Annotated in this window: 20 protein-coding genes; 4 read left to right on the forward strand and 16 right to left on the reverse strand. The window is 39.9% G+C overall.

Features of this window, described 5'->3' with window-relative positions:
- Positions 1–55 precede the first annotated feature (55 nt).
- The 14 genes from ptsG to yceD form a co-directional block, all read right to left on the reverse strand.
- Complete coding sequence (ptsG, locus tag F8B77_RS01750) at positions 56–1,483, reverse strand: PTS glucose transporter subunit IIBC (protein ID WP_151653158.1); 1,428 nt, start codon at positions 1,481–1,483, stop codon at positions 56–58.
- Between the two features lie 450 nt (positions 1,484–1,933).
- Entirely contained in the window at positions 1,934–2,704 is a 771-nt protein-coding gene (locus F8B77_RS01760) for a TatD family hydrolase (protein WP_130048218.1), read from the reverse strand.
- Position 2,705: 1 nt separating this feature from the next.
- Positions 2,706–3,677 carry a DNA polymerase III subunit delta' gene (gene holB, locus F8B77_RS01765; RefSeq protein ID WP_151653160.1) on the reverse strand — a complete coding sequence of 324 codons (972 nt, stop codon included), beginning with the start codon at positions 3,675–3,677 and terminating at the stop codon, positions 2,706–2,708.
- Positions 3,667–4,299 carry a dTMP kinase gene (gene tmk / locus F8B77_RS01770; RefSeq protein ID WP_130048219.1) on the reverse strand — a complete coding sequence of 211 codons (633 nt, stop codon included), beginning with the start codon at positions 4,297–4,299 and terminating at the stop codon, positions 3,667–3,669. Before tmk ends, holB begins: the two co-directional genes overlap by 11 nt.
- Positions 4,300–4,301: 2 nt before the next feature.
- Positions 4,302–5,312 carry an endolytic transglycosylase MltG gene (gene mltG, locus F8B77_RS01775; protein ID WP_151653162.1) on the reverse strand — a complete coding sequence of 337 codons (1,011 nt, stop codon included), beginning with the start codon at positions 5,310–5,312 and terminating at the stop codon, positions 4,302–4,304.
- On the reverse strand, positions 5,306–6,112 hold the full coding sequence (pabC, locus tag F8B77_RS01780; protein WP_151653164.1) for an aminodeoxychorismate lyase: 807 nt from the start codon (positions 6,110–6,112) through the stop codon (positions 5,306–5,308). The genes mltG and pabC overlap by 7 nt, the downstream gene beginning before the upstream one ends.
- Positions 6,113–6,219: 107 nt before the next feature.
- Entirely contained in the window at positions 6,220–7,464 is a 1,245-nt protein-coding gene (fabF, locus tag F8B77_RS01785; RefSeq protein ID WP_130045536.1) for a beta-ketoacyl-ACP synthase II, read from the reverse strand.
- A 92-nt stretch (positions 7,465–7,556) separates the two neighbouring features.
- The gene (gene acpP / locus F8B77_RS01790; RefSeq protein WP_017051317.1) at positions 7,557–7,790 is read right to left on the reverse strand and encodes an acyl carrier protein; all 234 of its coding nucleotides are present in this window, start codon (positions 7,788–7,790) and stop codon (positions 7,557–7,559) included.
- 169 nt (positions 7,791–7,959) lie between these two features.
- Positions 7,960–8,694, reverse strand: coding sequence for a 3-oxoacyl-ACP reductase FabG (fabG, locus tag F8B77_RS01795; protein ID WP_165367164.1), 735 nt, complete (start codon positions 8,692–8,694; stop codon positions 7,960–7,962).
- Between the two features lie 19 nt (positions 8,695–8,713).
- Positions 8,714–9,637, reverse strand: coding sequence for an ACP S-malonyltransferase (fabD, locus tag F8B77_RS01800; RefSeq protein WP_130045538.1), 924 nt, complete (start codon positions 9,635–9,637; stop codon positions 8,714–8,716).
- 68 nt (positions 9,638–9,705) lie between these two features.
- The gene (locus F8B77_RS01805) at positions 9,706–10,659 is read right to left on the reverse strand and encodes a beta-ketoacyl-ACP synthase III (protein WP_151653166.1); all 954 of its coding nucleotides are present in this window, start codon (positions 10,657–10,659) and stop codon (positions 9,706–9,708) included.
- A gap of 5 nt (positions 10,660–10,664) precedes the next feature.
- Entirely contained in the window at positions 10,665–11,690 is a 1,026-nt protein-coding gene (gene plsX, locus F8B77_RS01810) for a phosphate acyltransferase PlsX (protein ID WP_130048223.1), read from the reverse strand.
- A 10-nt stretch (positions 11,691–11,700) separates the two neighbouring features.
- Entirely contained in the window at positions 11,701–11,871 is a 171-nt protein-coding gene (gene rpmF, locus F8B77_RS01815; protein ID WP_060991458.1) for a 50S ribosomal protein L32, read from the reverse strand.
- A 16-nt stretch (positions 11,872–11,887) separates the two neighbouring features.
- Positions 11,888–12,409 carry a 23S rRNA accumulation protein YceD gene (gene yceD / locus F8B77_RS01820; RefSeq protein WP_130045541.1) on the reverse strand — a complete coding sequence of 174 codons (522 nt, stop codon included), beginning with the start codon at positions 12,407–12,409 and terminating at the stop codon, positions 11,888–11,890.
- A 297-nt stretch (positions 12,410–12,706) separates the two neighbouring features.
- Between yceD and F8B77_RS01825 the strand changes: the two genes are divergently transcribed.
- On the forward strand, positions 12,707–13,288 hold the full coding sequence (locus tag F8B77_RS01825; RefSeq protein WP_130048224.1) for a Maf family protein: 582 nt from the start codon (positions 12,707–12,709) through the stop codon (positions 13,286–13,288).
- Positions 13,289–13,359: 71 nt separating this feature from the next.
- Here F8B77_RS01825 and rluC read toward each other — a convergent pair whose 3' ends face one another.
- Positions 13,360–14,307, reverse strand: coding sequence for a 23S rRNA pseudouridine(955/2504/2580) synthase RluC (gene rluC / locus F8B77_RS01830; protein WP_130048225.1), 948 nt, complete (start codon positions 14,305–14,307; stop codon positions 13,360–13,362).
- A gap of 443 nt (positions 14,308–14,750) precedes the next feature.
- On the opposite strand from rluC, the gene rne reads away from it, so the two are divergent.
- From rne to cobO, 3 genes are all read left to right on the forward strand, one after another.
- On the forward strand, positions 14,751–17,738 hold the full coding sequence (rne, locus tag F8B77_RS01835; RefSeq protein WP_151653168.1) for a ribonuclease E: 2,988 nt from the start codon (positions 14,751–14,753) through the stop codon (positions 17,736–17,738).
- 175 nt (positions 17,739–17,913) lie between these two features.
- The gene (locus F8B77_RS01840) at positions 17,914–19,461 is read left to right on the forward strand and encodes a SulP family inorganic anion transporter (protein ID WP_151653170.1); all 1,548 of its coding nucleotides are present in this window, start codon (positions 17,914–17,916) and stop codon (positions 19,459–19,461) included.
- Positions 19,462–19,586: 125 nt separating this feature from the next.
- On the forward strand, positions 19,587–20,192 hold the full coding sequence (gene cobO, locus F8B77_RS01845; protein WP_151653172.1) for a cob(I)yrinic acid a,c-diamide adenosyltransferase: 606 nt from the start codon (positions 19,587–19,589) through the stop codon (positions 20,190–20,192).
- 85 nt (positions 20,193–20,277) lie between these two features.
- Here cobO and F8B77_RS01850 read toward each other — a convergent pair whose 3' ends face one another.
- On the reverse strand, positions 20,278–22,404 hold the full coding sequence (locus F8B77_RS01850; protein ID WP_151653174.1) for an AsmA family protein: 2,127 nt from the start codon (positions 22,402–22,404) through the stop codon (positions 20,278–20,280).
- Positions 22,405–22,539: the final 135 nt, after the last annotated feature.

Here is a 22,539-nt window from a genome sequence, read left to right on the forward strand (position 1 = left end):
CACAAAAAAGGAGACTCAAAAGTCTCCTTTTATTATTCATCGATAGAATCGCAAATTAGTTATGACTAATCCACTCATTCATATCTGTTTTCAAGTTATCAGACTTAGTACCAAAGATAGCTTGAACACCTGAACCAGCAACAACAACACCAGCTGCGCCAAGTTTTTTCAGTTTATCTTGGTCAACGGCTTCAACGCTTGCTACCGATACACGTAGACGAGTGATACAAGCATCAAGGTTTGTGATGTTCTCTTTACCACCAAATGCCGCGACTAACTCACCAGCAAGCTCAGAACCAGTAACCGTTACAGCCGCTTCATCTTCGTCTTCACGACCAGGCGTTTTCAAGTTCATTGCTTTAATTACAAAGCGGAATACGACGTAGTAAACAACAGCGTAAACAAGGCCAAGACCAACTAGAAGCAGCATGTTCTCTGCACGTGGAGATTGAACTACAAAGTCAATGAAACCATTTGAGAACGTATGACCGTGTACTACACCTAAGGCGTTAGTTAGCATGTATGCCACGCCCGCAAGCACTGCATGAATAACATAAAGAATTGGAGCAACAAACATGAATGCAAATTCAATTGGTTCAGTGATACCAGTCAGGAATGAAGTTAATGCAGCAGATATCATTATGCCTATTACTTTTGCACGGTTTTCAGGTTTTGCTGAATGTGCAATTGCGATTGCAGCAGCAGGAAGACCGAACATTTTGAATAGGTAACCACCCGCTAATTGACCAAAACCATTGCCCGCAGCACGAGATGCGTCATCAGCAGTTAGGAAACAAGTCATGATACCATTTACTTGCTCACCAGCGCTGTTCACACAAGAACCAGCTTCGTAGAAGAATGGTACGTTCCAAATATGGTGAAGACCAAAAGGAATTAGAGAACGTTCGATTACACCGTAGATACCAAATGCCATTACTGGGTTTTGGTTTGCAGCCCAATCAGAGAACGCTGCAATTGCGCCGCCAATTGGTGGCCAAATTACAGAAAGAACCAAACCTAGAGCGATAGATACAAAACCAGTCACGATTGGCACTGCACGCTTACCAGCGAAGAAGCCAAGGTACTCAGGAAGTTGGATACGGTAGAACTTGTTAAAAGCCCAACCAGCAACACCACCAGCAAGGATACCACCAAGAACACCAGTCTCGATACCATCAACACCCATTACTGTCGCCATCACTTTAAGTGTAGCAACCATGATGCCGTAACCAACAACAGCAGCTAGACCAGCTACACCATCATTGTTTGTAAAACCAAGTGCAGTACCCACAGCAAATAGCAAAGCCATTTGGCCAAATACAGAACCACCTGCTTGTTCCATTAAGTGAGAAACCACTTCTGGAAGGAAACTAAAGTTGGCAGCACCAACCCCTAAAAGAATACCAGCTACAGGAAGTACTGATACAGGCAGCATAAGCGCCTTACCAACTTTCTGCAGGTTGGCAAAAAGGTTTTTAAACATGTTTTGCTCCTAATCATTATAAATACAATTGAAACATTCAATTACTAACTAGCTCGTTACGGCAATATCCCCCTCGCCTAATGTAACTAACATAATTGTAAGTAATCGTGTCTCTAATCAAACTGTCGCTAAATATAGACCTATGTAAAAACAGTTTCTAGCATGTTTTCATTTATTGTTTTAAAACCCTGCAGTGATCACAAAAGCAAGGCGTAGCAAAAATAACAAAAAAAATGCAACTTCACCATAAGCCACTGATTACACTTAATAAAAATAAAAATAAGCAGGGTGATAAATGTTATTTTTAGCAACAAAAATAGATAGTATAAATAAACAGCTACCGCAACCGATTACTTAGAATTTTATTAACGAAAACTTGCTAAAAATCAAATCTATAAAAAAAAGAGAAGTATAATTCTCTTTTTTGGTTACTTTGTGAACTTATTTAATTTATTTGTTCAAAAAAAGATTTTTAAAATTATTCGTCGTTATTTGAGCAACTTCCTCAAAGGATTTCCCTTTTAGTAAGCCAATATACTCAGCAACTTCTCTGACATACGCTGGCTGATTCTCTTTTCCTCGATAGGGAACAGGGGCTAAATATGGGGAGTCTGTTTCAACTAAAATACGATTTAATGGCAAGCGACGAACAACATCTTTCAACTCAGTGGCTTTGTTAAATGTAACAATACCTGAAATTGAAATATAAAAACCTAAATCCATTGCCGCTTCAGCAAACGCCCAGTCTTCAGTAAAGCAGTGAATAACACCACCACATTTGTTTGCTTGACCATTTTTTAGAATTGCTAAGGTATCTTCTCTAGCTTGTCTTGTATGAATAATTAGTGGTTTATTGTACTCAACAGCCACCTCAACTTGTTGTTCAAACAAGTCGCGTTGACGAGATGCGCTTTCAGGCTGATAAAAATAATCTAACCCCGTTTCACCAATAGCAATAACACGATCATTGGCCGCATATTGACGGAAAATAGATAAATCAAATTCCGATTCCACATCTAATGGATGAATACCACAAGACGCATGAACTTCAGGATGATCTTTGATCATTTCCATCATATTGGGAAAAGCATCTAAAGTAACACCTACGGTTAGAAACTGCTCTACTCCACGTAATTTTGCTTTTTCAAGTACATCACCCACATTAGTATGTAGATCATTATAATTTAACTTGTCTAGGTGACAGTGTGTATCAACTAACACATTATTCTCCAATAAACTCAAATAACCACTGAGTTAATAATAGTTCTTTGTTTAAGCCCGGATGATCATTGAGTTGTTGCCTTAGCGTATTTAGACTCAAATATTGCTTATAGATAAGGTTAGAAGAGATGCTTTTTGCTAGTCTCTCTACCGTCTCTTTTTCATCACAATGAATCCAATCAGTTACAATTCCTAACTGTCGTTTCTGTATATCAGACAACAAGTAACTTAACCAACATAAGCCTTCATCCTCTAATTTTAGCAAGGTTTTAACCACATCGGCTGTATTACAAAAAGAGGATTGAACACAAACACTAAAGTGTGAAAGAAGCTGCTGATGGCTTACTTGTTTCTTATCTTTATAAAAGCTCTTCACCGCTAGCGGTAAATATCGATTCAAAATAATTGACTGCGTATTTACCGTTAGTTCTTCAGTTTCGAGTAACCATTGAGTAATCACTTCAGCACTGATCACTGGCTGTTGCCAAGTTTGGCAGCGACTGCGTATTGTTGGTAATAAATGATGCAAAGAGCTAGCAAGTAAGACAAATTGGCAGTTTTTCGGTGGGGCTTCTAATGTTTTTAGTAATGCGTTTGCAGCAGACTCTGTCATTTTTTCTGCAGGCTCGATAATAATCATTCGCTTAGCGTTAAATTGCGATGACTCTAGTGCCCATGAATTACATTGACGGATCTGTTCTACAGAAATCGATTTACCTTCCACTTCTGGTTTAATCCAGTGCAAATCAGGATGATTACCAGATTGAATCAAATCACAACTATGGCAGAAACCACAAGGTTCAGTGCCTTGAGTTAAACAAAGTAAAGTATCAGAAAAATACTGAACTAATTTATCTCGCCCAGTCCCTTCTGGCATTGCACATAAGATAGCGTGAGGCAGCCTATCATTGGCAATAAGCTGCTGCCATTGATGCCAAATATCTTCCTGCCAAGGGTAGAGTTTAGTTGCCATTAGTCACTAACCACGCTTCTAGCGCATTCACAATAGAGCGAGTTACCGTATCTAAATCTTGTCCCGCATCAATAGTAATAATACTTTCATCGCTGTTTGCGAACTCTAAGTAACGTTCACGGCTTCGTTCAAAAAAATCTAATTTCATTTGTTCAATTCTATCAAGCTCTCCACGAGCAGAAGCTCTTTGTAATCCAAGCTTAGGGTCAATGTCCATGTAAATGGTTAAATCTGGTTTGAAATCGCCTAGAACCGTGTCTCTCATCGTTTTCATTAAATTACGATCAAACCCACGACCACCGCCTTGGTATGCCTGCGACGATAAATCATGACGATCACCGACGACCCACTCACCTTTTGCAAGAGCAGGTTTAATCACATTTCCAACTAACTGTGCGCGAGCAGCATACAACAATAGCAATTCAGCCATGTCTGTTAACGGTTCATCTGGGTGCCCTTGTTTTACCAGCTCTCTCATTTTTTCAGCAAGAGGTGTTCCACCTGGCTCTCTTGTTGTTACAGGGTTTTCAATACCATGCTTAGCTAATGTGGCTAATACATTTTTAATAGCCGTACTTTTACCTGCGCCTTCTAGGCCTTCGATTACAATAAATTTAGACATGATTAATTTCTTAACGTTCTTAAGTAAGCTCTAACTGCTTTGTTATGCTCTACTAATGATTTAGTGAATTTATGACCACCTGTACCATCAGCAACAAAATAAAGATAACGACTTGTTTCTGGATGTAATGCTGCTTTTATCGATGCAGGGCCCGCCATTGCAATCGGTGTTGGTGGTAAGCCATTAATGGTATAAGTATTGTATGCCGTTGGTGTTCGGAGGTCTTTTTTTCGAATATTGCCGTCGTATTTATCACCCATACCATAAATAACCGTTGGATCGGTTTGTAAGCGCATTCCACGTCTTAGGCGATTAACAAACACAGATGAAACTCGCTCTCTTTCAGAATCGATAGCGGTTTCCTTTTCAATGATAGAGGCTAAGATCAACGCTTCATAAGATGATTTTAAAGGTAAATTGGCTGATTTCGTTTCCCACTCAGCATCTAATAATGTCACTAGCGCATTATGAGAACGCTCTAAAATATCAAAGTCACTCATGCCTGCCGTATAATGGTACGTTTCTGCTAAGAAAAGACCTTCTAATTTAGACCGTTCAATGCCTAATTTACTCGCAATGTCTTCTTCTGACATTCCTTCAAGTTCATGTTCTAGGTAAGGCGCTTGTTCTAGTTGTTGTTGCCACTCAGAAAAACGACTACCTTCAACAAAAGTAATTGAGAATTGATGCTCTTTACCCGTTTTTAATTGAGTCAGTACTTCTGCTAACGTTTGATTTGGTTCAACCCAGTACGTACCCGCTTTTATATTGGTTAATTGAGGGGTTAATTTATGGGTAAATCGAGCCCATTGAGTGTCTGATATCCATTCCTTTTCTTCAAACTGACGAATGAGTTTTCGGTAACTTGTTCCTGATTTAACTTCAACAAGTTGAGCTTTCTCTAGCATTACAGGTTGTTGAGTAAAATTAATTGCCTGCTGATAAGCCCAAAAGCCAGCACCAAGTGCAGCGACCGCCAAAAATAAAATAATGATAATAAGTTTTTTCAACACGAGTACAGTTTCTCCTGAAACCAATAAGTTAATGTATGCTTGGTAAAATGAATGTCTTTGATTTTATTAATAGGTACAATTTCAAATAAAGAGTTAGTGATAAACACTTCATCAGCAACAGCTAATGTATCAAAATCACAATGTACTGATTCAATCCCGATATGATGAATGCTCGCAATCTTCTTAATATGCGCTTTCATCACACCTTCAACACCTGCTAATGATAAATCTGGAGTGAATAGTTTATCATTCTTAACCCAAAAAAGATTACCTATAGATGTCTCAACGATATTGTTACTAATATCGAGAACAATAGCATCGAGATAATCTGTTTTAGATATTGATTGCTTTATTAGTACCTGCTCTAGGCGGTTTAGGTGCTTCATTCCAGCTAATAATGGATTTAGTCCCAACTGAATATCTGATACACCTAAATCTATCCCTTTCAGCTTCCATTCTTTGTAATAAATAGGAAGAGAAAAAGTGGATACAATAACTTGAGTATCATCGCAATCTTGAGGGGAATAGCCTCGCCCCCCACTTCCTCTAGTAATTAACACTTTAATGCCACCACTAATTACTTTCGTTGCAAGCTCAGTTATTTGTTTATCAAGTGCATTCCAATCTGGCTCTGTAATATTTAAGCGTATTGCGGAGGTTTTAAGTCGGTTTAGATGCAGATCCCACAAACAAACTTTCTTATTTAATACCTTCATGGTGGTAAAGAAACCATCACCATACTGAGTTGCTCGGTCACTTATGGGAAGTGATTCAGATTCCATTCCATTAACCCAAAACATGACAGCTCCTAACCACTGATAAATAAAAAGGCGGTTTGATATAATATCAAACCGCCTTTAAAGTGTAACTGACTCTTAGAAACTAATTAAGTCTCACAAACAAGTTATTACATTTTCTTGAAGATCAGTGAACCGTTTGTGCCACCAAAGCCAAATGAGTTACAGATAGCATATTCCATATCAGTAACTTTACGAGCCGTATGCGGAACAAGGTCAATATCTAAACCTTCTTCTGGATCGTCAAGGTTGATCGTTGGTGGAACGATTTGATCAACCAAAGACATCGCTGTAATGATTGCTTCAACAGAACCAGCTGCACCTAGTAAGTGACCTGTCATTGATTTTGTTGACGATACTAATACTTGTTTAGTACCCGCTTCACCAAGAGCACGCTTAATGCCCTTAACTTCCGCAACATCACCTGCAGGTGTCGATGTGCCGTGTGCATTTACATAACCGATTTGCTCACCCGTTACGCCTGCGTCACGCATCGCAGCTTCCATTGCTAGTGCACCACCAGAACCATCAGGCGTTGGTGAAGTCATATGGTAAGCATCACCACTCATGCCAAAACCAACTAATTCACAGTAGATTTTCGCACCACGAGCTTTTGCGTGTTCGTATTCTTCAAGAACCATCATGCCAGCGCCATCACCTAGAACAAAACCATCGCGGTTTTTGTCCCAAGGACGAGATGCGCCTTGAGGGTTTTCATTATTTGTTGATAGTGCTTTTGCAGCACCAAAACCGCCCATACCTAGCTCAGTAGATGCTTTTTCCGCACCACCCGCTAGCATTGCATCAGCATCACCATAAGCGATCATACGAGCCGCATGACCAATATTATGAAGACCTGTAGTACAAGCAGTTGAAATTGCGATATTTGGACCACGTAGACCGCGCATGATCGACATATGACCTGCGATCATATTAACGATGGTTGAAGGCACGAAAAACGGACTGATCTTACGAGGACCTTTTTCACTAAATGCTTTGTAACCAGCTTCAATTAAGCCAAGACCACCAATGCCTGAACCAATTGCAGCACCAATACGGTGAGCATTTTCTTCAGTAACTTTAAAACCCGAGTCATCTAATGCCTGAATGCCAGCAGCCACGCCGTACTGGATAAATAAATCCATCTTACGAGCGTCTTTCTTAGACATGTACTCTTCAGCATTAAAGTCTTGAACTAGACCTGCAAAACGAGTAGTAAACTCAGTGGTGTCAAAGTGCTCGATATTAACGATACCACTTTGGCCTGCTAACAGCGCTTTCCAAGATGCTTCAACAGTGTTACCCACCGGTGTTAGCATACCCATGCCTGTAACAACTACACGACGTTTGGACACGATATATTTCTCCGGAATTATTTGAAATTTAGATAGGGATTGTAGCGTATTAAAAACTCAGGCGGTCAAGATGACCGCCTGGAGGGTATTTCTTACTGTGCGCTAGTTACGTAGTCGATAGCAGCTTGAACAGTAGTGATTTTCTCAGCTTCTTCATCTGGAATCTCAGTGTCAAACTCTTCTTCTAGAGCCATAACTAGTTCAACTGTATCTAGTGAATCTGCACCTAGGTCATCAACAAATGATGCTTCGTTTTTAACTTCAGCTTCATCCACACCCAGTTGCTCAATGATGATTTTCTTTACGCGTTCTTCAAGATTGCTCATTTTAATTTTCCTAATTACAGACTTCGCTGATTTGCGATACTTGCTGTATTCTATTCATTAATAAGAAAGTTGCAAGGCTAAGATTGCTGGTCAAACCACGAAATTCGTGATTTTTAGTGCAATTTTGACCCAAAATTGACCTAAGTCACCCTTAAATCAATTTTAGTGATTAAACCATGTACATGCCGCCATTCACATGCAATGTCTCACCTGTGATATAAGCCGCTTCTGGAGATGCTAAAAATACAACTGCAGCTGCGATTTCTTTAGGATCACCTAAACGACCAGCAGGTACTGATGATAGTGTTGCAGCTCGTTGGTCATCATTCAAGGCTTTTGTCATGTCTGTTTCGATAAAACCTGGAGCGACAGTATTCACCGTTACGCCACGTGAAGCGACTTCACGAGCCATCGATTTAGTAAAGCCAATTACGCCTGCTTTTGCAGCAGCATAGTTAGTTTGACCTGCGTTACCCATAGTACCAACAACAGAACCTACGTTGATAATGCGACCATTACGTTTTTTCATCATGCCACGAAGTACGGCTTTAGATAAACGGAAAATAGACGTTAGGTTGGTATCAATAATATCCATCCACTCGTCATCTTTCATGCGCATAAGTAAGTTATCACGAGTAATACCCGCATTATTCACTAAGATATCAATCGCACCAAACTCATCATTGATGGTTTTTAGTACTTCAGTAACAGATTCTGCATCTGTTACATTCAAAGCAAGACCTTTACCGTTCTCACCTAGATATTCACTGATAGCAACTGCGCCATTTTCAGAAGTTGCAGTACCAATAACCGTTGCACCGCGAGAGACTAATTGCTCAGCAATAGCGCGACCAATACCGCGGCTAGCGCCAGTAACTAAGGCAATTTTGCCTTCTAAATTCATCATTTACTATTCCCTTTAATTACTTAGCAGCTTCAAGAGAAGCGGCATCATTTACCGCTGCAGCGCTAAGTGATTTAACGATTCGTTTAGTTAAACCAGTAAGAACTTTACCTGGACCAACTTCATATAAGGTTTCTACGCCTTGCTCAGCCATTGTTTCTACTACTTCTGTCCAACGTACAGGGCAGTATAGTTGACGAACAAGTGCGTCTTTAATTTTTGCAGGATCTGATTCGGCAGCAACATCAACATTGTTGATAACAGGCAGTACTGGTGCTGAAAATTCAATGCTTTCTAGCGCTACCGCTAGTTTGTCAGCCGCTGGTTTCATTAGTGCACAGTGAGAAGGTACTGATACAGGTAAAGGTAGTGCACGTTTTGCGCCCGCTTCTTTACATAATACGCCAGCACGCTCTACTGCATCTTTGTTACCAGCGATAACAACTTGACCAGGAGAGTTAAAGTTAACTGGTGAAACCACTTCCCCTTGTGCTGCTTCATCACATGCTTTTGCAATTGATTCATTATCTAAACCAATAATCGCATACATTGCACCAACACCAGCAGGTACTGCTTCTTGCATCAGTTGACCACGAAGCTCAACTAATTTTATTGCATCTTTAAAGTTAATAACACCGGCACATACAAGTGCTGAATATTCACCAAGGCTATGACCAGCTAAAACAGAAGGTTGTGCTAACCCTTGCTCTTGCCATACACGCCATAAAGCAACAGAGGTCGCTAATAATGCAGGCTGAGTACGAAAAGTCTGATTTAGATCTTCTGCTGGACCATTTTGAACAAGTGACCATAAGTCATAACCTAATGCTTCTGATGCTTCAGCAAAAGTTTTAGTTACCACTTCGTGTTGCTCACCTAGTTCAGCAAGCATGCCAACAGCTTGAGAGCCTTGACCTGGAAAAACGATAGCAAAATTGCTCATGAATATTATTTCCTTTAAATAAGCACATAAAAGAAGCTAGATCATCAAACAGATGTCTAGCTCTTCACTTAAAACTTAACGAGAGCAGAACCCCAAGTGAAACCACCACCGAATGCTTCAAGCAATAACGTTTGGCCACGTTGAATTCTGCCATCACGTACCGCTTCATCCAATGCCGTTGGCACTGTTGCAGCCGAAGTATTACCGTGACGATCGAGAGTAACAACAACCTGATCCATCGACATTGATAGCTTCTTCGCTGTTGCTTTAATAATTCGTAAATTGGCTTGATGTGGAACTAACCAATCAAGCTCAGACTTATCCATTTGGTTTTCTTGAAGTGTTTCTTTCACCAAATTAGAAAGCTGTGTAACGGCAACTTTAAAGACTTCATTACCAGCCATATGTAGCCATTTTTCTGCTTCTTCATTTTGTCGAGAAGGGACAGGTAAAGAAAGTAATTCACCGAACTTGCCATCAGCGTGCAAGTGAGTTGAAATAATTCCAGGCTCTTCACTTTGGCCAATAACAACCGCCCCGGCACCATCACCAAATAAGATAACCGTAGAGCGGTCTTCAGGATCACAGGCATGAGATACTGCATCAGAGCCAATAACAAGTACGTTTTTTGCCATACCCGTTTTGATATGTTGATCAGCAACACTCAATGCATAAACAAACCCTGAACAAGCTGCCGATAAATCAAATGCTGGACAGCCCTGAATTTCTAATAACCCTTGGACTTCACAAGCCGCAGAGGGGAATGAATATGTTGGAGTGCTTGTCGCTAAGATAATAAGATCAATATCGTTCTTATCTATACCGGCCATTTCAATTGCATTTACAGACGCAATATGACCCATAGTCGCTACAGATTCATTTTCACCGGCAATGCGACGCTCACTAATACCAGTTCGAGCTAAGATCCACTCATCACTAGTATCGACCATTTTTTCTAAATCCGCGTTTGTGCGAATTTGTGCTGGTAAATAGCTACCAGTACCTAAAATTTTGCTATACATGAAGACTAATAATGCCTCTCGAGTAAAACTGCCTCCAAGCGATCACTAATACGGTTAGGTATTTGTCGCTTGACCTCATGAACCGCTTCCTTGATGGCATTGTTAAAGGCAGAAATATCTGCACTTCCATGACTTTTCACAACAATGCCGCGCAATCCTATCAGACTTGCGCCGTTATACTGGTCGGGGTTCAGCTCTTTTAAGCTAGAAATGACATCACCAAAGAGCCATTTCGCTAAAATTTGTTTGAATTTTGATGTAACTAGGTGTGATTTTAGTTGATCTAAAAATAAATGTGCAACGCCTTCACTGGTTTTCAGACAAACATTGCCGACAAACCCGTCACAGACTACTACATCTGCAATGCCTTGATAAAGCTTATCACCTTCGATATAACCAATAAATTGAATATCTTGGCATTGATGCAGCATCTCAGCACAACGTTTTATTTGATCATTACCTTTTATTTCTTCTTCACCAATATTCAATAATGCGACTTTCGCTTTACGCCCTAAGGATTGTTCTGCTAATTCAGAACCCATTACGGCAAATTGAAACAGGGTTTCAGCATCACATGACACATTAGCGCCAAGATCTAACATCCAAGTACGTTGATTATTTTTCGTTGGTAATGGACTGATCAATGCTGGGCGTTCTACACCAGGAAGAAGTTTTAGAGTAAAACGAGATAATCCCATTAGTGCCCCAGTATTACCTGCGCTAATACACGCTTGGGCATCTTTACTGGAAACTAAATCAAGGGCGACTCTCATTGAGCTACCACGACTGTGTCGAAGCGCTTTTGAAGGTGGTGTATTATTGCCAATAACACTATCGCTATGGACAATTGAAAATCTAGAGCTGGGGGTATAATTTAGATGTGCTAATTGTGTAGAAATCGCATGACGATCTCCAACAATAGTGATTTTTAGCTCTGGGAATTGTGACAATGCCTGCACGGCGGCAGGCACTGTAACTTGGGGACCGAAGTCCCCACCCATCGCATCAATTGCAATGGTTAGCTGCTGCAAAGCGTCAACCTTACTTGTTGATTACCTTGCGGCCACGGTAGTAACCGTCAGCTGTAACGTTGTGACGAAGGTGAGTTTCGCCACTAGTTGCGTCTACAGATAATGCACTTGTAGTTAGTGCATCGTGTGAACGACGCATGCCACGCATTGAACGTGATTTCTTGCTCTTTTGTACGGCCATGGACCCTACTCCTCAATTACTGTTGTTTTAAAGATTTTAAAACATCAAACGGATTCGGTTTCTCTTCCTCTTCAGGAATTTCACCAAATACCAAATTGTTAGATTTGACCTGACAGTCTTTTATGTCATGCATAGCGACTTGCGGCAACGCTAGAATGAACTCATCAGTTACCAACTCAACGAGATCAACTTCACCCATTTCATTTAAATCTACAAGCTCATATTCCTCAGGAATTAGAGCTGCCTTTTCTTCGCTTAAAAAAGGCGTACACTTAAATGATACATTTAGGTGATGTTCAAAATTTTCATTACAGCGTTGACATTCCAACAACACGGTGACGTTAGCTTTACCAGAGATAACGGCTAGTCGTTGTTCGTCAACTTTAAATGACATAGTGACTTCAGCATCACTTTTCACATCTACAGTAGATTCAGCCAAACGCTTTAAAATATTAGATTGGATGATTCCATCGTAGTCTAATCTTCGTTGAGCGGTTTGGAATGCATCAACTGTTCGTGGTAATTTTACCTTTTGCATAGGGCGCGCATCTTATCTTTCTAAAGCCTTCGAGTCAAAGAAAAATGGCAAAAATTATGCTTTTTTTCTTCCCAGTTGCTATTTCAGCAGAGTTATACCAATGTAATTATTTAAGTGATCTATTTATTACGTAGGAAAATCACTTAAGAGTAAGACAAAAAATATGATAAGTAGTTATTCTACAAGCCTATTTTTTAACGCCGCTATTAAGTGATTTAACCAGTAATAATGAGCAGATAATTACTAGAATTGGTATCACTAATAATAAACGAAAAATTTAAGAAGAAGAACCTACTTATGCAATCAAAACTCATTCTAGCCTCAACATCGCCTTTTCGACGTTCGATCTTAGAGAAGATCCAGTGTCCTTTTGATGCAATTTCACCCGTTTGTGACGAAACTCCGCTTAATAATGAATCACCTAAAGAACTAGTCACTCGATTAGCGGAACAAAAAGCACGCTCTTGTGGAATAGAAGATCCACACCATTTGATCATTGGATCCGACCAAGTGTGCGTTATTAATGGCGATATTATTGGAAAACCACTGACTCGCGAAAAAGCCATTTCCCAACTTCAAAAAGCCAGCGGCCAAATCATTACCTTCTATACAGGGTTATCTTTATTAAACACCACCACAATGGTTGCTGAAACCCTTTGTGAAGAGTTTCACGTACACTTTCGATCATTAGATACACAACAAATAGAAAGCTACGTAGATAAAGAGATGCCACTTCATTGTGCAGGAAGCTTTAAGTGTGAAGGACTAGGAATTGCGTTATTCAATAAATTAGAAGGAAAAGATCCCAATACATTAATTGGTCTTCCTCTGATCACATTGATTGATATGCTAGATCGTCAAGGATTTTCAGTGCTTTAGTTTTTATATAACAAGTACAAAATGCGATAAGTGCCTATAACACTTATCGCTACCATTGCATTAGTGCGTAACTATTTTTTAGCTCGTAAACCTTTTAGTACTCGTTCTAATTTGTTTTCCATTGGTGCGCTAATATCCATTAACTCTTCCGTACTTGGGTGAGTAAATTTGATATTTGCCGCATGCAAGAACAATCGATCCAAACCAAACTGTCCAGAATAAGCATCAAATCGTCTGTCACCATAACGATCATCCCAACCAATAGGATGGCCTGTATATTGGGCGTGCACACGGATTTGATGCGTTCGACCGGTAATTGGGCTTGCTTGGATTAAGGTCGCTTGTTCAAATTTTTCTAAAATTTTAAAGCGCGTCTCAGAAGGCTTACCATTCGGATTAACTCGAACAATACTGTTCACTTCATTTTTTAGCAAAGGTGCATTCACGACCTTACATGTGCTTTTCCACTGTCCCATCACTAATGCAAAATAGTATTTTTGTACTGTCTTATTGCGGAACTGCTCTTGTAGTCGTCGTAATGCTGAACGCTTTTTAGCAACAAGTAGAATGCCAGAAGTATCTCTATCAATTCGGTGAACAAGCTCTAAAAAACGCGCATCAGGGCGTAAAGCTCTTAATGCTTCAATTGCACCGAATTTAAGACCACTACCACCATGAACCGCTGTACCTGAAGGTTTATTCAATATTAGAAGGTGATCATCTTCATAAATAATACAACTTTCAAGCTCAGACACTTTAGCTAATTTAACACTTGGTAAATCAGGCGCTGTAGATTCTGGTACTTTTACAGGAGGAATACGAACCATATCGCCCTCTTGTAATTTATACTCTGGTTTAATGCGTTTTTTATTTACGCGAACTTCACCTTTACGCACAATTCGATAAATCATGCTTTTAGGGACATTTTTTAAGCGGGCAAGAAGAAAATTATCGATTCGTTGCCCTGCAAAATCGTCATCAATATCGACGAATTGCACTTTAGGTTTATCATCAGTCATTTCTACATTCTACTGTCTTAATTCTAATTGATGAACCTTTTTTAGCTCACTTTCAAATAATGAAGATTGCTGCGGTTTAATCTGACTGTTATAGTTAGCCCCTGAAATTAGCCCAGATGGCTATTTCTTCACCTTGGTGAGCATAAAAGCACCAAAAGAACTAAAAATATACTGCTCGAATGCGGTGATGCGGCAATTGGCGTAAGACATCTATACTGCTTTGAGTTTTTTTGCTTGTTATGCCTAAACCATTTTTTATGTTTTAACGACCGCGAATAATTGCGGATCAGCACTATTTTATCGATAGTGTTGATGTGGATTGTGCCCTAGAGCATCCCTGAGTTCCAGCCGTGAGGCTGCACATGTAATCAGCCTTGGGATCTGGCACCATTTGAAATGGAAGTGGACAAACAAGCTCGACAATTTGTAATGAGTATTCCCTAATGAAAAGAATGTTGATTAACGCAACCCAAAAGGAAGAGTTGCGCGTCGCATTAGTTGATGGCCAACGCCTTTTTGATCTAGATATCGAAAGCCCTGGTCACGAATCTAAGAAAGCAAATATTTATAAAGGCAAAATCACACGTATCGAACCAAGCTTGGAAGCAGCTTTTGTTGATTACGGTGCTGATCGCCACGGTTTCCTTCCCCTTAAGGAAATTGCAAAAGAATATTTCCCTCAAGGTTACACTTATCAAGGCCGTCCAAATATCAAGGACGTTTTGAAAGAAGGCCAAGAAGTAATTGTTCAAGTTGAAAAAGAAGAGCGTGGCAACAAAGGCGCGGCTTTAACAACTTTCATTTCTCTTGCTGGTAGCTACCTTGTTCTTATGCCAAATAACCCTCGAGCTGGCGGTATTTCTCGTCGTATCGAAGGTGAAGAACGTACTCAACTTAAAGCAGCATTAAGCACATTAGAACTACCTCAAGGTATGGGTCTAATTGTTCGTACTGCTGGTGTTGGTAAATCTGCAGAAGAACTTGAGTGGGACTTAAACGTACTCCTAAATCATTGGGAAGCGGTTAAGCACGCATCAGAATCAAATCAAGCACCTTTCCTAATTCACCAAGAAAGTAACGTTATTGTTCGTGCAATCCGCGATTACTTACGTCGTGATATTGGCGAAATCTTGATTGATAGCCCAAAAATCTTTGACCGTGCTCGTCAACACATTCAACTTATTCGCCCAGATTTCTTATCTCGCGTTAAGCTGTATGAAGGCGAAATCCCACTATTTAGCCACTATCAAATCGAAAGCCAGATTGAATCTGCTTTTGAACGTGAAGTGCGCTTACCATCTGGTGGTTCTATTGTTATTGACCCAACAGAAGCACTGACATCAATTGATATCAACTCTGCTCGCGCAACGAAAGGCGGTGATATCGAAGAAACAGCATTAAATACAAACTTAGAAGCAGCTGATGAAATTGCACGTCAATTACGTCTACGTGATCTAGGTGGCCTTGTGGTTATCGACTTCATTGATATGACGCCAGTTCGTCACCAACGTGAAGTAGAAAACCGTATGCGTGAAGCGGTTCGAATGGATCGTGCTCGTGTTCAAATCGGTCGTATTTCTCGTTTCGGTCTTCTAGAAATGTCTCGCCAACGCTTAAGCCCGTCTTTAGCTGAAGCAAGTCACCATATTTGCCCTCGTTGTACGGGTACTGGTGTTGTTCGTGATAATGAATCACTAGCACTGTCTGTTTTACGTTTAATTGAGGAAGAGTCTCTAAAAGACAATACAACTCAAGTTCTTGCAGTTGTTCCTGTCTCTATTGCTTCTTACCTGCTCAATGAAAAACGTCGTTCAGTTCAGCACATTGAAAAATTCCACAATGTTCGTGTAATCATTGTTCCGAACTCTGATATGGAAACGCCTCACTTTGAAGTGATTCGTATCCGTGATGGTGAAGAACAAGAAATGCTTTCATACCTTCTACCTAAGAAACTAGAAGCGTTACGTGAAGCAGAAGCAAAAGAAGCCCCTGCGGTTAATATTGCTCCTAGAAAACGCGAAGAACCTGTTCTTCAAGGCTTCAGTGCTCCAGCTCAAGCAGCTCCAATTGCGAAAGTACAAGAAACAAAAGCACCAGAAGTAAAAGCAACAGCTGAAGAAAAACCGGGTATTATTAGTCGTTTCTTCACTGCGATTGCAAACTTCTTCTCTGCACCAGAAGCAGCACCTGCTGAAACTGAGAAAAAAGTAGAAGAAGAAAAACCAACTCAGCGTCGTAATCAAAGCCGTAATAATGATCGTCGTCGTAACGAAAATGGTCGTAATAACCGCAACAATCGTCGTAACGGTAATGATAACCGCAACAACAACGAAAATCGCACTGATAATCGTCGTGGTAAAAAAGTTGAAGATAATGCAACTAAGCCAGTTAAAGTAGCGGCTGAAAGCAAACCAACGAAACAACCTAAAGCTCGTAAGGAAATTGCAGAGCAAGGGCTTCAATTAGCAGCTGAAGCACAACAAATACCTGCGCAACCTTCTGATAAACCAGCTGAAAAACGCGAAAAAACGGTTCAAGTTAAACAACGCCGTCAACGCCGTCAGTTGCAAAAGAAAGTACGTACAGGTAAAGCAGTAGAAGCGGAAGTAGAAGTTCCTGTTGAAGTAGCAACAACAGAAACCCAAGCACAAGTAACTACGCCTGCAGAAGCAAATACTGAGAAGAATACAGAACGTAAAGAAGGCCAACGTCGTAACCGTCGTTCACCTCGCCACTTACGAGCAAGTGGTCAACGTCGTCGTCGTCGTGATCGTCGTCCTGTGAATCCTGCTCGTCTATTTGCTGGTGTTGCGTCTCCTGAAATGGCGATGGGTAAAGCTTACCCTGACTATGCTCGCATCTTAGAGATGAAACAAGCAAAACGCCAACAAGAGAAGTTCATTGATAATGAAACTCAAAATGCACAAGACCAAGCAAGTCAAACCACTACAGTAAAAGCTCAAATCGGTGGTGTTGCATTCCCTGAAATGGCTATGGGCAAAGTGTTACTGCCTTATGTTCCTGCTAATAAAGCAGAAGCAATAGTAGAAACACCGGTGGTTGAACATGTTATTGCTGAAGCGCCTGTAGCAACAACTCAAGCTGAGGCTCCAGTAATCAATGAAGTACCAGCAATTGCAGAAGCACCAGTAGCGGAGCAGAAGGTTGAAGTAACAGAAGCTCCTGTAACTCCTGCTGAAGTTGCAGTAGCAGAGACATCAGCACCAACGACGACTGTTGTTGCTGAAAAACCTCAATACAAAGGTCACGCTTCTTCTGGAATGACTAAAGCAACAGGTCCAACAGAGATTAAAGAAATCACTGTTACGGCTGCTGCATTTAGAACTGAGCGCTTTGAGCCAAAACAAGCTGGTAGTCAAACTGCCACTTCTCAAGCAAGTGCAGCAATGGCGAAAACAGCGGGTTTATAATTTTTTAGGCAAACGCCTTTAAAATAAATAACCAATAAAATTAAGCAAGTTACATTTCGATGTAACTTGCTTTTTTTATATCTAATTCCGAATATACATTGAAGTTCATCACGCTTTTCTGTACGATTCGCCGCATACTATGCTTGAAAAACAACCAAGAAGATATCTAAAAATAATGTTTGAATTTCCAAAATTTTCTAATCATTCAGTGAAGAATGATGTTCTATCAGGGTTAACCGTTGCGTTAGCTCTAGTCCCTGAAGCTGTTGCTTTCGCCTTTGTTGCTGGTGTTGACCCTATGGTTGGCCTATATGCTGCTTTCATTGTCGGCTTAATTACATCAGTTATTGGTGGTCGCCCTGGAATGATTTCAGGCGCAACTGGCGCGATGGCTGTTGTAATGGTTAGCTTAGTTGCAGTTCACGGCGTACAGTACCTTTTTGCAGCCATCTTACTCGCTGGTATTCTGCAAATTACCGCAGGTTTATTTAAACTAGGTAAGTTCATTCGTATCGTTCCACATCCTGTAATGATCGGATTTGTAAACGGCTTAGCTATTGTTATTTTCCTTGCTCAACTTGGTCAATTTAAAGCCCCTGACGCACTAGGTAATTTAGATTGGTTACAAGGCGACCAAATGATGCTAATGCTTGGCTTAGTTGCTGTGACTATGGCTATCATTCACTTCTTACCTAAATTAACAACAGCGGTGCCTTCTTCCTTAGTGGCTATTATTGTTGTAACAGGGTTAGTTCAAGGTTTAGATTTAGATACTCGTACTGTTGTAGATTTCCTACGTACAATGAGTGGCGATGAAGCTGCAACATTAGCAGGCTCTCTTCCTACTTTCTCTGTGCCTAATGTCCCATTATCTTTAGAAACACTGTACATCATCTTTCCTTACGCGCTTATTTTAGCAGCTATCGGTTTAATTGAATCATTACTAACTTTAACGGTTATTGATGAGATGACAGGTACTCGTGGTCAATCTAACCGTGAATGTGTTGGTCAAGGCGTAGCAAACGTTACTTGTTCTGTATTTGGAGCAATGGGCGGTTGTGCGATGATTGGTCAATCAATGATCAATGTTAACTCTGGCGGTCGTGGTCGTTTATCAGGCATTACTGCGGCACTTGCGTTGCTTGGCTTTATCTTATTTGCTTCTGGCTTAATTGAGATGATCCCTCTAGCGGCATTAGTTGGTGTAATGTTCATGGTTGTTATTGGTACGTTTGAATGGGCAACGTTTAAATTGGCTCGTCGTGTACCAAAACAAGATTTCTTTGTCATTGTATTGGTAACCGTCGTAACGGTTCTTACTGACCTTGCTGTTGCTGTTGGTGTTGGTGTTATCGCCTCTGCATTAATGTTTGCATGGCAACACGCAAAACACATCTTCTCAACAAACTCAGTAAACGAAGAAGGCTCTAAAGTTTATGAAATTAATGGACCGATCTTCTTTGGATCAGCGGCTAATTTCTTAGAGTTATTCGATGTAGAAAATGATCCTCAAGACATCGTTATTGATTTTGCGGCCTCACGTGTTGTTGACCATTCAGCTATCGAAGCCGTTGATACTATTGCTGAGCGTTACTCTAAAGCAGGCAAAAAAGTACATCTTCGTCACCTAAGCCAAGATTGCCATGCCCTTCTAAACAAAGCGGGTAGCTTGGTTGAAATAAATGTACAAGAAGATCCAATCTATAAAGTGGTTAGTCAGTAAAGAGACATTCACTTTTATCATTGATAGATAATATAAATCCCGATATGGTTCTCCTATCGGGATTTTTTATATCTCAAATAACTTCAATAAATGAACTCCCCCCTATTTTTAATGGAATAGAAATCATGATAGAACAAGATAAAAAAGATGAACGCTATAAGCAACGCCAGTCAAAGATCAAAGAAAATGTCGACAAGCGTGTTGAAGATGCGCAGACAGAAAAAGGCTTGTTAATTGTTGTTACCGGTAACGGGAAAGGAAAAACTACTTCTGGCTTTGGCACAGTAGCAAGAGCGGTTGGACATGGCTTGAATTGTGTTGTAGCTCAATTTATTAAAGGGACATGGGACTGTGGGGAAAGAAATTTACTAGAAGGTCATGGTGTCCCTTTCTATGTTATGAACACAGGATTTACTTGGAATACTCAAGATAAAGCAGCGGATACCGAAGCAGCACAACGTGTATGGCAAGAATGTAAAAAAAGCTTATCCGATGAATCTGTCGATCTTGTTTTGCTTGATGAAATGACTTATATGGTCACTTATGGTTATATCGGACTTGATGAGTTAAAAACAGCATTACAAAACCGTCCCAAAATGCAATCGGTAGTTATTACTGGTCGAGCTGCGCACCGTGAGTTGATCGAAATGGCTGATACGGTATCTGAAGTTCGAAATGTAAAACACGCTTTCGATTCAGGCATTAAAGCACTGAAAGGCGTAGATTGGTAAATTATCTATCTTACATAACAAATAAAAATGGCCTGTATCAATAACGATAACAGGCCACTTTTTTAACTGTTATTATCACAGTAAATTAATTGAAAAGTCCTTTCAGCAATTTATTTGCTGCGTCTTTTACTTTTTCATTTTTAATCTTATCGCCATATTTCTCTTCAAGTTTTTCGATACCGCGATCAATTTCTTTCTTGGCTTTTTGCTGCATCACATCATCAAATTCAAGCTTATACTTTGGCTTAGCCCATGGACCTGTAATTCTAATTGGGATCGTAACATCTTTAAGATCATCAATACCTTTACCGCCCTGGCCTTTTAATGAGCCAACGATTGATGTTTTAATTAGCATGTTTGCCGTTTCATGAACGTAATCAGCAGAACCTTCGCCATGAATACGCAGTAATGGCGATACCAATTTAATATTTTTGGTTGTCGCATTTCCTTTTGATAAATAAAAGTCGGCAGTTAATGCACTGAAGTCTGTTTTCTCAGCTTCTTCGCTGCCTTTAACTTTTTCACCTTTAATTTTTGCATAAGTTGTACGGATCAATAATGGGATATTAACGCCGTTAACCGCACCATCGGCAAAATTAATAGAGGCTTTACCTTTAAGGTTTTCTTTTAAAGCACTTGGTTTTAAGCTCTTACCTGAAACATTCAGCGCCATATTACCATTGCCTTCAATCAGGCTTTCACCCATAACATCTGTCAATAAAGGAGCAACTTGTACCCCTTTGATTGATTGCTTAATACTATACGTAGGCGTGGTTTTACGAGCATCCAAGGTCGCAGTCATATCAATAGCACCATCGTATAGATCAGAGTGGAATTTCGTCAGTTTTAACACCCCACGATTAACTGAAAATACAGAGGTTACATTTTGCATCTTGGCATTACTTGCTTTGAACTTATCTATAATAATGGTTCCTGCGACATCAAGCGTTTTTAATGCACTTAAATCAGGCTCCACTTCTGTTGCCTTACTCGCTGGTAGCTCTTTATTATTACTTGCTGTTTTTTCCGTTGCTGTTACTTCACTTTGAGGCAAGGTCGCTAATAAAGCATCAACATCAATATTCGGACTACGTAACTCAAAGCGTACCTTCGGTATATCATTTAGCTGTACGCTCATCTTGCCAGTAAAATCAGTATCCACCGCTGACAGAGAAAGTGTATTGATACTCAGAAACGATTTTTTTAAATCAAATGTACTGTTAAAGCCAATAACGGCCGTAACATCTTCGTTTGGTATTCCTTTACCTTTTATGTTGTTAGTGCTTGAAAAGTCTTTAACTTGAATAACATCTAATGCTTTTGGTACATATAGAGCAAAGGTAGAGATAGAGTTAACATTAAGCGCATTCGCCTTACCTATCGCCTTTAGGCTGATATTGGCCCATGTATCAAAAGAAAACTGATCAATGGTAAAAGAGATATCATTAAATTTATTTGATGCATCTGAATAAGAGACATTAAACTCTGTCTGCTTTAATGATGCATCATCTAATGTCACTGCAATATTTAAATCAGTCTCACCTTTTAAAGCTACGTTCTGTTGGCCTAAATCCCCTTTTAAATCAAACTCTAAATGAGCCCATTGACCAGGACTAAATTGAGACAGTGATAAATTCATATCACTAAAATACATTTTAGTGCCCGCTTTATCATCCTGAATAAGTACTTCTGCATTCGTTAGTGCAATGCCTTCTAATGTTACTTTCCAATCATTAAGTTGAGTACTTGGTTGAGTATTATCCGTTATTTTTGCTACTGGCTCTTCTGATGTTGTTTCAATCGTCTCAATCTGTTCTTTAGTTGGACCAATATTGTCTAAGTTCGTCGTACCATTTTTTAGTGTATGTAGCGTAAAAGAAGCGCCATCCAAAGTAACTAAACCAATATTAATTTCATGTTGAAATAATGGGCGAACATTAAGGTCTAATACCGCATTATTAAATTTCACAAGATCAGGAGTTGAAAACCCCTTTGGATTACTTAAAGCAACTTCACCAATAGAAAAACCAATTGATGGGAAGAAACGCCATTCAATATCACCATTAATGGTTAACTGGCGACCAGTCTGCGCTTCTACCTGCTCTTTTATCAGTGGTTTAAAATCATTTGGATTCACAAGCAGTACTAGCACTAAAAATGTAATAATAACTGCGATGAACGGTATGCTAATCAATAAGGCTATTTTTTTCACGACCAAAATCCATCTATTGTATTTAAAGGGTTACATGAGTGTTAATTATGCCATCAGTAAGACATAAAAAACATAAGCTTATCCATAGTTATATACCTAAATATTTCAAAGTGACAGAAACGAAGCAAAAAAAAA

It is taken from the genome of Aliivibrio finisterrensis (genome assembly GCF_008933155.1).
Classification (GTDB): domain Bacteria; phylum Pseudomonadota; class Gammaproteobacteria; order Enterobacterales; family Vibrionaceae; genus Aliivibrio; species Aliivibrio finisterrensis.